The organism is Streptomyces sp. NPDC050617 (genome assembly GCF_040654795.1).
Classification (GTDB): Bacteria; Actinomycetota; Actinomycetes; order Streptomycetales; family Streptomycetaceae; genus Streptomyces.
Genome location: NZ_JBFAIS010000001.1, coordinates 229,198 through 241,024, shown reverse-complemented (window position 1 = coordinate 241,024; position 11,827 = coordinate 229,198). Strand labels below are relative to the sequence as shown.

Here is an 11,827-nt window from a genome sequence, read left to right as displayed (position 1 = left end):
GCGTGACTGTCGTCACGAGTGCGCTATACAGCGGGCGGGGGCCATCGGACAGGAGCCGCAGAGTTCAAGAGGCCGAAAGTTCGAGGGGGCCGTTAGTCCCACGAGCGGCGGACCGGGGACTCTCACACCACCAGCACCGATTTCGTACTGTTGAAGTCGGAAAGATTCCAAAGAGTCCCCAAAGAGTCCTTCTATGAACGGACCGATACGTTGCCCGATACCGCCCGCCCGGCCTTCTGGCGCATCTTCCTGCCGCACACCACGGCCGCCGTGCCGATCGCGCGCGCCCTGATCCGGAGCGCGCTCACGGACATCGAGGCGGCGGCGGACAGCGATACGGCGGAGCTGCTCACGGCGGAGCTGGTGGCCAACGCGGTGGAGCACACGGGCGGCGACGACCCGATAGAGCTGGTGGTGGAGCTGCTGGAGACCGGCTGCCAGGTCGAGGTGCACGACCGCGACCCGGCCCCGGTGGGCGGTCTGGACGGCATCCCCGCGCCGTCGCCCTCCCCGGACAGCCTCGACGAGCACGGCCGGGGGCTGCTGCTGATCCGTACGCTGAGCGCGGCCTCCGGCTACCGCCCCACTGAACACGGCAAGGCCGTCTGGTTCACTCTCCGCCCGGCGTGCTGACGCCCGCGGCCGCGCCCGCCGGGACCCGCGGGCCGTCCGTGTCCGCCGCGCCGCCGATGCGTGAGCGGGGACGCCCGTAGAAGACGTACACGAGCGCGCCGACCACCAGGAACGCGGCGAACTGCGCCCAGGTCGCCGGCCCCGTCCCGTACATCAGATACAGGCAGAAGCCGACGCCCAGGAGCGGCGTGAAGGGGAAGAGCCGGGCCCGGAAGGGCCGCGGCAGGTCGGGGCGCGTGCGGCGCAGGGCGATCACAGCGACGTTGACCACGGCCATGACGGCGAGGGTGCCGATGGTGGTCAGGTTCAGCACGACGTCCAGCGGCACGAACGCGGCGGGTACCGCGAAGACCACGGCGACGATCCAGGTGCCCGCGACGGGCGTCGAGGTCTTGGGCGAGATGCGCTCGAAGACGCGCGGGATCAGCCCGTCCCGCGACATGGACATCAGGATGCGGGTCTGCCCGTACATCACGGCCAGCACGACGGAGGCGATGGCGACGACCGCGCCGAAGGCGATGACGCCGCCGCCGAGGGTCGAGCCGGTGACCTGGTTGACGATGAGCGAGAGGGCCGCGGGCCGGTCGGCCACGGCGTCGGCGGACATCGCGCCGACCGCGGCGAAGGAGACCAGGCAGTAGAGCAGCGTGACGACGCCGATGCAGATCATGATCGCGAGCGGGACGGTCCGCCGCGGGTTCTTGACCTCCTCGCCGGCCGTGGTGATCGCGTCGAAGCCGATGTACGAGAAGAACGCGACCGACGCGCCGGAGGTGACCCCGGCGACGCCGTGCGAGGCGAACGGCGAGAGGTGCCCGGCCCTGAAGGCGGTGAACGCGATGGCGCAGAAGACGACGAGGACCGCGATCTTCAGTACGGCCATGAACGCGGTCGCCCGCGCGCTCTCCCGCACCCCGCGCACCAGCAGCGTCGCGGCGAGCAGCAGCACGGCGACGGCGGGGAGGTTGACGACGCCGCCCTCGCCGGGGGCGTTGGACAGGGCGGCGGGCAGCTGGTGGCCGATGAGCCCGGCGAGCAGCTCGTTCAGGTACTGGCCCCAGCCGACGGCGACGGCCGAGACCGAGACGCCGTACTCCAGCAGCAGGCACCAGCCGATGACGAAGGCCGCGCCCTCGCCGAGCGTCGCGTAGGCGTACGCGTAGGAGGAGCCCGAGACGGGGATCGCGCCGCCCAGTTCCGCGAAGGAGAAGGCGGTGAAGACGCAGGTCACGGCGGCAATCACAAAGGAGACGGCGGCGGCCGGGCCCGCCTGGGCGACCGTGTCGGAGAGACCGACGAAGATGCCGGTGCCGACGATCGCGCCGACGCCGAAGCACACGAGCTGGAAGAGGCCCATGGTGCGCTTGAGGCCATGCCCTTCGAGGTCCGCGCCGGACTCGGCTATGAGCAGATCGGGGGACTTGACGCGTAGTCCGGACGGGGGCATGGGGTGGTTCTCTTCTCTGGTCGTGCACAAGCGGGTGGGGTCCGGGCATGCGCGCCCGGACCCCACCGAATAGGTGAATAGTAACCGCTATCGATGCATGATCGCCCAATGGGGCGTATGGCTATGCGGCCAGGGCGTCCCTGCCGCCGCCCAGCGTCGCGACCAGCACGGCCTTGATGGTGTGCATGCGGTTCTCGGCCTCGTCGAAGACGACGGAGCACTCGGACTCGAAGACCTCGTCGGTGACCTCCAGGGAGGTCAGCCCGTACAGCTCGTGGATCTCCCGGCCCACCTTGGTGCCGAGGTCGTGGAAGGCGGGCAGGCAGTGCATGAACTTCACGTCGGGGTTGCCGGTGGCGCGCAGCACGTCCATGGTCACGGCGTACCCGGAGAGCAGCTTGATCCGCTCCTCCCACACCTCCTTGGGCTCGCCCATCGACACCCAGACGTCGGTGGCGACGAAGTCCGCGCCGCGGACGCCCTCGGCCACGTCCTCGGTGAGCGTCACGCGCGCGCCGGACCCCTCGGCCAGCCGCCGCGCCTCGGCCACGACCTCGTCCGCCGGCCACATCCGGCGCGGCGCGACGATCCGTACGTCCATGCCGAGCAGGGCCCCGGTTATGAGGTAGGAGTTGCCCATGTTGTAGCGGGCGTCGCCCAGATAGGCGAACGCGACCTGCTCCAGCGGCTTCGCGGTGTGCTCGACGACCGTGAGCACGTCGGCCAGCATCTGGGTGGGGTGCCACTCGTCGGTGAGCCCGTTGAAGACGGGAACGCCCGCGTGCCGCGCCAGCTCCTCGACGACCTCCTGGCCGTGCCCCCGGTACTGGATCCCGTCGAACATCCGGCCCAGCACCCGCGCCGTGTCCTTCACCGACTCCTTGTGCCCGATCTGCGAACCGGCCGGGTCGAGGTAGGTCGTGGACGCCCCCTGGTCGGCGGCGGCCACCTCGAAGGCGCAGCGGGTGCGGGTGGAGGTCTTCTCGAAGACCAGGGCGATGTTCCGGCCGCGGAGCCGCTGCTCCTCCGTGCCGGCGCGCTTGGCGGCCTTGAGCTCGGCCGCCAGCTCGATCAGGCCGCGGAACTCCTCGGCGGTGAAGTCCAGCTCCTTGAGGAAGTGGCGGCCCGTGAGATCTATCGCCATGGGGGGTGCTCCTCGGTCACGACTACAGGGGTACAGGGGTACAGGGTCAAGGGGAGGTACAGGGGTACAGAGGTACAGAGGTACAGAGGTACAGAGGTACAGAGAATTACGGAAGTCTATACGAAACCGCGTATAGGGATGCAGTTGCCCCCTGGTCCCCGAAGTGACGACAGGGTCCACGCTCCCCGGCCGCTCTATACAGGGTCTCTCTCCACCGGGCAGCTCATACAGCGCGGGCCGCCCCTCCCCCGGCCCAGCTCGCTGCCGGGGATCGTGATGACCTCGATCCCGTGCTTGCGCAGAAACGTGTTGGTGGTCGCGTTCCGCTCGTACGCGACCACCACGCCCGGTTCGAGGGCCAGCACGTTGCAGCCGTCGTCCCACTGCTCGCGCTCCGCCGCGTGCACGTCCTGCGTCGCCGTCAGCACCCGGATCGCGTCCAGGCCGAGCGCCGCCGCTATGGCGCGGTGCATATGGCCCGGCGGATGGTCGGTGACCTTGAGGTCCTGCTCGCCCGCGCCCGGCTCGATCGTGTACGAGCGGAGCATCCCGAGCCCCGCGTACTGCGTGAAGGTGTCCCCGTCCACCATGGTCATCACGGTGTCCAGGTGCATGAACGCCCGCCCCTTGGGCATGTCCAGCGCCACGATCGTACGGGCCGACCCGGCCGCGAAGAGCCCGCGCGCCAGCATCTCCACGGCCTGCGGCGTGGTCCGCTCGCTCATCCCGATGAGCACCGCCCCATCGCCGATGACCAGCACGTCCCCGCCCTCGATGGTGGACGGATAGGCCGCCTGCCCCTCCGACCAGACGTTAAAATCGGCGCTCGCGAACAACGGGTGGTGCCGGTACACGGCCTCGTAGTGCACCGTCTCGTGCCAGCGGGCCGGCCAGCGCATCGCGTTGATGGAGACCCCGTCGTAGACCCAGGCCGAGGCGTCGCGGGTGAAGAGGTGATTGGGCAGCGGGTTGAGCAGGAAGTCGTCCAGCTCCATCGCGTGGAACCGCACCGACACCGGCTCGGCATACCCGGCCAGGAACTCCCGCTTCGTCATCCCGCCCACCAGCGCCTCGGCCAGCTCGGGCACCGACAGCTCGTCGAAGGCCGCGCGCAGCGGCCCGGTGGCGAGCGGCCCGTACTCCTTCTCGTCGAAGACCCGGTCCAGGACGAACGTACGGGCCGCCGGCACCGCGAGGCTCTCGGCGAGGAGGTCCTGGAAGAGGTGGACCTCCACGCCGCGGTCGCGCAGCACGTCGGCGAACCCGTCGTGCTCGGCACGGGCCCGGCGCACCCACAGGACGTCGTCGAAGAGCAGGGCGTCCTTGTTGGACGGCGTGAGGCGCTTCAGCTCCAGGTCGGGGCGGTGCAGGATGACGCGGCGCAGCCGCCCGGCCTCGGAGTCGACATGGAATCCCATGCGCCCATCCTGGCCCGAACCAGCCGTGATCACTCGGCGCGCGACGCGCCGCGTTCCGGCGCGGAGCCGGACCGGGGCACGTCAGAGCCGGGGGTCGACCGGTTCCGATTCCAGGGCCAGTACCGCGAACACCGCCTCGTGCACCCGCCACAGCGGCTCGCCGTCCGCCATGCGGTCGAGCGCCTCCAGCCCGAGCGCGTACTCGCGCAGGGCCAGCGAGCGCTTGTGCCCCAGATGCCGTATGCGCAGCCGGTCCAGGTTCTCCGGGCGTGTGTACTCCGGGCCGTAGACGATGCGCAGGTACTCGCGGCCGCGGCACTTGACGCCGGGCTGGACGAGCCTGCCGTCCGGTCGGCGCAGATACGCCTGGAGCGGTTTGACGACCATGCCCTCGCCGCCCGCCTCGGTCAGGTCGAGCCACCACCGCACACCGGCGGCGACCGACGCCTCGTCCTCCGTGTCGACGACGAGCCGGCGGGTACGGGTCAGCAGTCCGCCGCCGCTCCGTCCGCTCTCGCCGGGGCGCGTGTCGGCGTCGACGAGCCGGTCCAGCCAGGCAAGCTGCTCGTCGTGCGGCACGGCGGCGAGGCCGCGCCCCTCGGCGGCCAGGATCTGGAACGGCGCGAGGCGCACGTCGTCCAGGCTCTCGACCGGCCAGCAGTAGCGCCGGTACGCCTCGGTGAAGGCCGCCGCGTCGGCGGCCCGCTCCCGCTGGAGATCGAGGAGGCCGGACACGTCCACGCCACGCGCCGCCGCCGACTCCAGGGCCGTGAGCGCCCCCGGGAAGACGGCGCGGGAGGCCGCGCCGACGGCCGCGTACTGGTGGCGCAGCAGCCCGCCGGACTTCAGGGACCACGGCATCAGCTCCGCGTCGAACAGCAGCCAGCCCGTGGCCAGCTCCTCCCACAGCCCCGCCGCGCCGACGGCGCTCCGCAGCCGCGCGAGAACCGCCTCGGTCTTCGCCGGATCGTCGAAGAAGGGCCGGCCGGTGCGCGTGTGCAGGGCCCCCGTCACCCCGTCGGCCGCGCCGAACCGCTCCCACGCGACGTCCTGGTCGCGGCAGAGCAGGACCACCGCCCGCGACCCCATGTGCTTCTCCTCGCACACCACGTGGCGCACGCCGTCCGAGCGGTACCCGGCGAAGGCTTCCGCCGGGTGCTCCAGATAGCCGTCCTCCTTCGAGGTCGCGCAGGGCGCCATGGTCGGCGGGAGGTAGGCGAGCAGCCGCGGGTCGATCGCGAAGCGGCTCATGACCTCCAGCGCCGCGGCGGCGTTCTCCTCCCGCACCGCTATCCGGCCCATGTGCCGGGTCTCCACGGCCCGCCGTCCCGCGACGTCGGTGAGGTCGAGCGGCCGGCCGTCGGCCCCGCCGGGCGCCTCGGACGCGAGCGGTCTGACCGGCTCGTACCAGACCTGCTCGGCCGGGACGTCGACCAGCTCGCGCTCGGGCCAGCGCAGCGCGGTCATCCTGCCGCCGAAGACGGCGCCGGTGTCGAGGCAGATGGTGTTGTTGATCCAGGAGGTTTTCCGTACGGGCGTATGGCCGTAGACGACGACGGCGCGGCCCCGGTACTCCTCCGCCCACGGGTAGCGCACGGGCAGGCCGAACTCGTCGGTCTCCCCGGTCGTCTCCCCGTACAGGGCGTGCGAGCGGACCCGGCCGGAGGTGCGGCCGTGGTACTTCTCGGGCAGCCCGGCGTGGCAGACGACGAGGCTCCCGCCGTCGAGCACATAGTGACTGACCAGCGACTCGATGAAGTCGCGGACCTCCGCGACAAAGGCGTCGTCCTCCTTCTCCAACTGCTCGACGGTCTCGGCGAGCCCGTGCGTGTGCTGGACCTTGCGGCCCTTCAGGTAGCGGCCGAGCTTGTTCTCGTGGTTGCCGGGCACGCACAGCGCGTGGCCGGCGGCGACCATGCCCATGACGAGGCGGAGCACGCCGGGGCTGTCCGGGCCGCGGTCCACGAGGTCGCCGACGAAGACGGCCGTACGCCCCTCGGGATGCACGGCGTCCACCGGCCGGCCCACGCCGTCCCGCTCGACCGCGTACCCGAGCTTGCCGAGCAGCGTCTCCAGCTCGGAACGGCAGCCGTGGATGTCGCCGACGATGTCGAACGGGCCGGTGCGGTGCCGCAGGTCGTTGTAGCGCCGCTCCAGGACGACCTCGGCGGCCTCCGCCTGCTCCACGCCGCGCAGGACGTGCACCTTGCGGAACCCCTCACGCTCCAAGTGGCGCAGGGAGCGGCGCAGTTCGCGCTGGTGGCGCTGGATGACATGGCGGGGCACGCCGGCCCGGTCGGGGCGCGCCGCGTTGCGCTCGGCGCAGACCTCTTCCGGCATGTCGAGGACGATGGCCACCGGCAGCACGTCGTACTCGCGGGCCAGCTGTACGAGCTGCTTGCGGCTCTCGGCCTGGACGCTGGTGGCGTCGACGACGGTGAGCCGCCCGGCCGCGAGCCGTTTGCCCGCGATGTAGTGCAGGACGTCGAAGGCGTCCCGGCTGGAGCCCTGGTCGTTCTCGTCGTCGCTGACGAGTCCGCGGCAGAAGTCGGAGGAGATGACCTCGGTGGGCTTGAAGTGGCGCGCCGCGAAGGTGGACTTGCCGGAGCCGGTGGCGCCGACGAGGACCACGAGGGAGAGGTCGGGCACGGCGAGAGCGCGCTTGGCGCGGGTGCCGGTGCCGGTGCTGCCAGCACCGGTGTCGGTGTGGGTATTGGTGTCTTTGTCGTTCATGCCGCCTTCTCCTCCTTCTCGGTCTTGGTCCCGGTCTTGGTCTCGGGCTCGGGCTTGGTCTCGGGCTTGGCGTCCATGTCCTGGGCGGCCATGGTGAACACCGCGAGCTGGGTAGGCGGCCCGACCTCCGGGTCGTCGGGGCCCACCGGCCGGAACTCCACCCCGTAGCCGTGCCGCTCGGCCACGCCCTCGGCCCAGGCGCGGAACTCCGCGCGCGTCCACTCGAAGCGGTGGTCGCTGTGGCGCACATGTCCGGCGGGCAGGCTCTCCCAGCGCACGTTGTACTCGACGTTGGGCGTGCTCACCAGCACGGCCCCCGGTCTGGCCGCCCCGAAGACGGCGTACTCCAGGGCCGGCAGCCGCGGCGGATCGAGGTGCTCGATCACCTCGCTGAGCACCGCCGCGTCGTACCCCTTGAGCCTGGCGTCGGTGTAGGCCAGGGAGCCCTGCAACAGCCGCACCCGCGCGGCCTGCCGCTCGGACATCCGCTCCAGCCGCAGCCGCCGCGCGGCCTCCTTGAGCGCCCGCATCGACACGTCGACGCCGACGATGTCGGTGAACTGGGCCTCCTTCAGCAGCGCGCCCACCAACTGGCCCTGCCCGCAGCCGAGGTCGAGCACCCGCGCCGCCTTGGCCGCGCGCAGCTCCCCGAGGATCGCCTCGCGGCGCTGTACGGCCAGCGGTACGGGCTTCTCCTCGGTGTCGCTCTCCTCGTCCACCGCGTTGTCGAGCTCCTCCGCCTCGCTGTCGTCGGCCTCGGCGAGCCGGGCGAGTTCGAGGCGGTCGAGCGCGTCCCGCGTCAGCCCCTGGCGCCGGGCGAGGTAGCGGCTGGTGATGAGGCGCTGCTCGGGGTGGTTCTCCAGCCAACCCTCGCCGGAGCGCAGCAGCTTGTCGACCTCGTCGGGCGAGACCCAGTAGTGCTTGGCGTCGTCGAGCACCGGCAGCAGTACGTACAGCTGGCGGAGCGCGTCGGCGAGCCGCAGCTCGCCCTCCAGCACGAGCCGTACGTACCGCGAGTCGCCCCACTCGGGGAACTGCTCGTCCAGCGCCACCGGCTCCGCCGTCACCGCCCAGCCGAGCGGTTCGAACAGCCGGGTCACCAGGTCCCCGGCGCCGCGCGCGGGCAGCGCGGGCACCTCGATTCGCAGCGGGAGCGGCCGGCCGGGCAGCTCGGGGCGGGCCCGGCACTGCCCCTTGAGCGCACTGGAGAACACGGTGCCGATCGCCACGGCGAGCAGCGAAGAGGCCGCGTACGGACGGTCGTTGACGTACTGCGCGAGCGCCGAGTCCGCCCCGCCGCCGCGCCCCTTGCCCCGCGCCCGCCGCACCAGCGCCACGGCGTCCACCTCCAGCAGCAGCGCCGCCGTGCACCGCTCCGCCGTGGCCTCGGGGTAGAGGACATGCGCGGTGCCGTACGAGGTGGAGAAGCGCTGCGCGTTGTCGGGATGCTTGTGCAGCAGGTATCCGAGATCGGTCGCGGGGCGCTCAAGGCTGCCGGTCGTGGTGATTGTCAGGAACACACGTGCCATTATCTCCCCCTTCGACCTGCGCTTCTATCGGTTTTCACCAAGGCCGGGCCAGGGCCGGGGCCGGGATCGGGATCGGGATCGGGATCGGGATCGGCAACGATGCCGGTGACGAGCCCTACGACGCGGAGTCTCGCCGCTTCGCGTCGCCACGCTCGGCATCGCTGTGCACGGCATCCCCCGCGATCGTCCGCGCCAGTTCTCCGATCCGGTCCGGGCCGACCCGGCAGCAGCCCCCGATGAGCCGGGCGCCCGCCTCCCGCCACGCTCTGACCCGCGCCGGATCGAAGGTCGGCCTCCCCCTCCAGTTCCGCGCCTCCGCGTCCCATGCCTCCCCGCTGTTCGGATACACCACCACCGGCTTCCCGGTGGTCCGCGCCGCGATCTCCACGGCCCGCTCGGCGTCGCCCGGCTCACAGCAGTTGACGCCGACCGCGATCACCTGGTCATTGCCCGCCGCCAGGCGAAAGGCGTCCGCCAGCGGCTGCCCGGCGCGAGTGGTCTCCCCCGCGACGGTGTAACTGAGCCATACGGGCACCCCGCACCCCTCGACCGCCCGCAGCAGCGCCTCCCCTTCGTCCGCGTCCGGCACGGTCTCCAGGGCGAGGACGTCCGGCTCCGCCTCGGCGAGCGCCGCCACTCTGGGCCGGTGGAACCGCTCCAGTTCCGCCACGCTCAGCCCGTACCGCCCGCGGTACTCGCTGCCGTCCGCCAGCATCGCGCCGTACGGCCCCACGGACGCGGCGACCCAGACCGCGTCCTCCACGGCGCCGGCCGCCCGCCGGGCCAGTTCCACGCTCCGCCGCAGGAGCGCCCCCGCCTCGGTCCGCCCGGCCCCGCGCCGCGCGAACCCTTCATACGTGGCCTGATAACTGGAGGTGATCAGTACCCGCGCACCGGCCCTCGCGTATGCCGTGTGCGCCGCCTCGATCTGTCGCGGGTCGTCGGCGAGGAGGCGCGCCGACCACAGGTCGTCGGAGAGGTCGCAGCCCTGTGCCTCCAGTTGGTTGGACAGTCCGCCGTCGAGGACGAGCGGCCCACGGGCCAGGGCCGTGGCGAGCGGAGTAATGGGAGCAGCGGTCATGGGTGGTCCTCGGGCCACGCGGTGACCGGCGCGCCGGGCCGCGAGGCAAGATGGGGGGTATGGATCTTCGCATCTTCACCGAACCTCAGCAGGGCGCAACCTACGACACCCTTCTCCGTGTAGCGCAGACCGCGGAGGAACTGAACTACGGGGCCTTCTTCCGCTCCGATCACTATCTGCACATGGGGGACGTCGACGGTCTGCCCGGCCCGACCGACGCCTGGGTCACGCTGGCCGGGCTCGCCCGCGAGACCAAGCGCATCCGCCTCGGCACCCTGATGACGGCCGGCACCTTCCGGCTGCCGGGCGTGCTCGCCATCCAGGTGGCCCAGGTCGACCAGATGTCCGGCGGCCGGGTGGACTTCGGCCTCGGCTCCGGTTGGTACGCCGAGGAGCACACCGCATACGGCATCCCCTTCCCCAAGGAGAAGTTCGGGCGGCTGGAGGAGCAGCTGGAGATCATCACGGGTCTGTGGAACACGCCCGTCGGCGACCGCTACTCCTTCGACGGCACGTACTACCAGCTCGCCGACTCACCCGCGCTGCCGAAGCCCGCCCAGCCCCGCATCCCCGTGCTCGTCGGCGGCCTCGGCACGAAGCGCACCCCCGCCATCGCCGCGCGCTACGCGGACGAGTTCAACATTCCCTTCGCCTCCCCTGAGGACTCGGAGCAGCAGTTCGGTCGGGTGCGGGCGGCGGCCGAGGAGCGGGGGCGCAAGGCGTCCGAACTCGTCTACTCCAACGCCCTCGTCGCCTGTGTCGGCAAGAACGACGCGGAGGTCGCGCGCCGGGCCGACGCGATCGGCCGCAGCGTGGAGGATCTCCGGGAGAACGGGCTCGCCGGCTCCCCGGACGAGGTCGCCGAAAAGATCGGCAAGTTCGCGTCGATCGGATCGCAGCGGATCTACCTCCAGATGCTCGACCTGTCCGACCTGGACCACCTGGAGCTCATCGCCGACAAGGTCATGCCGCAGGTGAGCTGAACCAGCCGATCGATGCGCCCGGGCCGATGTGGTAGCCGGGCCGACGTGACGAACCGGCGCGGTGGCGTCGGTGCGGTCGCGTCCACGCGGTGACGTGGCGTCGGCCCGGTGGGGTGGTATCGGTGCGGTGGTGTCGGCGCAATGGGCTGACGCCACCGCCGCCCCCACCGCATCGGTCGTCGCCGCCCCCGACTTCCCCGCCATAAGCGTCATCCCCACCCCCTCCGTCGCCACCACAACTGCCACTGGACACGACCGCCCCCGTCGTCATCATCACCACAGCCCCCCCGCCGTGCCGCGCCCGCGCCAGGCGTGCGCCGCCGTCTCCCCCGGTGGTGGCAGGCCGCCGCCCGTCACCGGCTATTCGCCGCTCGCCCGCCGCGCCCACACGTCGTAGGGCACCCGCTCCCGCCCCTCGAAGCGCTTCAGCAGTCTGAGCACCCGGTCGCTGGACTCGTCGGCGGCGTCGATCGCTTCTATGCACTGCCAGTACACGCCGTCCTCGTCGGAGGCGGAAGCGACCGTGACCAGAGCTATTCCCACATCCCCGAGCAGTCCGCCGAGCCCCAGCAGGGCCCGCCGCGGGTCCCGCATCTCGGAGAGCTGAGCGGCCCGCACCCCGCCATCGCGCAGGACGGACTGCCGTAACGCGCCGCAGGCCCGGCCCCCCGCCTCGCTGAGGCCGCACGCCTCGGCCCGTATCTCCCCCGGCCCCGTGGCCGCGAGGTGACTGCCCATCGCCTGGGCCAACGCCTGTACCTGCCATGCCTCCATGACGATGTCCCGCACGCCGCTGGCTCCTGCCAGGGCGTGCCGTGTGGCCCCGATGAGCCGCATTGCCTCCATATTCCGTCCCCGC

Annotated in this window: 9 protein-coding genes; 2 read left to right on the top strand and 7 right to left on the bottom strand. The window is 71.7% G+C overall.

The genetic code is table 11. The annotated features are described in order from the left end of the window. Window positions 1–210: 210 nt before the first annotated feature. On the top strand, window positions 211–633 hold the full coding sequence (locus AB0I49_RS01015; protein WP_363224589.1) for an ATP-binding protein: 423 nt from the start codon (window positions 211–213) through the stop codon (window positions 631–633). On the opposite strand, the gene AB0I49_RS01010 is transcribed toward AB0I49_RS01015, so the two are convergent. The 6 genes from AB0I49_RS01010 to mmuM form a co-directional block, all read right to left on the bottom strand. Beyond that, on the bottom strand, window positions 611–2,080 hold the full coding sequence (locus AB0I49_RS01010; RefSeq protein ID WP_363224588.1) for an amino acid permease: 1,470 nt from the start codon (window positions 2,078–2,080) through the stop codon (window positions 611–613). The genes AB0I49_RS01015 and AB0I49_RS01010 overlap by 23 nt on opposite strands. Before the next feature lie 121 nt (window positions 2,081–2,201). After that, the gene (argF, locus tag AB0I49_RS01005) at window positions 2,202–3,224 is read right to left on the bottom strand and encodes an ornithine carbamoyltransferase (RefSeq protein ID WP_363224586.1); all 1,023 of its coding nucleotides are present in this window, start codon (window positions 3,222–3,224) and stop codon (window positions 2,202–2,204) included. A gap of 194 nt (window positions 3,225–3,418) precedes the next feature. Beyond that, a complete protein-coding gene (locus AB0I49_RS01000; RefSeq protein ID WP_363224585.1) occupies window positions 3,419–4,642 on the bottom strand; it encodes an arginine deiminase in 1,224 nt (407 codons plus the stop codon). Window positions 4,643–4,723: 81 nt separating this feature from the next. Next, window positions 4,724–7,375: a polynucleotide kinase-phosphatase gene (locus AB0I49_RS00995; protein WP_363224583.1), complete on the bottom strand. Its 2,652-nt coding sequence runs from the start codon at window positions 7,373–7,375 to the stop codon at window positions 4,724–4,726. Further along, window positions 7,372–8,895, bottom strand: coding sequence for a 3' terminal RNA ribose 2'-O-methyltransferase Hen1 (locus tag AB0I49_RS00990; RefSeq protein WP_363224582.1), 1,524 nt, complete (start codon window positions 8,893–8,895; stop codon window positions 7,372–7,374). The genes AB0I49_RS00995 and AB0I49_RS00990 overlap by 4 nt, the downstream gene beginning before the upstream one ends. A gap of 124 nt (window positions 8,896–9,019) precedes the next feature. Continuing rightward, window positions 9,020–9,985, bottom strand: a complete 966-nt coding sequence (gene mmuM / locus AB0I49_RS00985; RefSeq protein ID WP_363224581.1) for a homocysteine S-methyltransferase — start codon at window positions 9,983–9,985, stop codon at window positions 9,020–9,022. A 59-nt stretch (window positions 9,986–10,044) separates the two neighbouring features. Between mmuM and AB0I49_RS00980 the strand changes: the two genes are divergently transcribed. After that, complete coding sequence (locus AB0I49_RS00980) at window positions 10,045–10,968, top strand: LLM class F420-dependent oxidoreductase (RefSeq protein ID WP_363224580.1); 924 nt, start codon at window positions 10,045–10,047, stop codon at window positions 10,966–10,968. Window positions 10,969–11,328: 360 nt separating this feature from the next. Here the strand turns inward: AB0I49_RS00980 and AB0I49_RS00975 are convergent, their stop codons facing one another. Beyond that, window positions 11,329–11,805 carry a DUF6099 family protein gene (locus tag AB0I49_RS00975; RefSeq protein WP_363224579.1) on the bottom strand — a complete coding sequence of 159 codons (477 nt, stop codon included), beginning with the start codon at window positions 11,803–11,805 and terminating at the stop codon, window positions 11,329–11,331. Window positions 11,806–11,827: the final 22 nt, after the last annotated feature.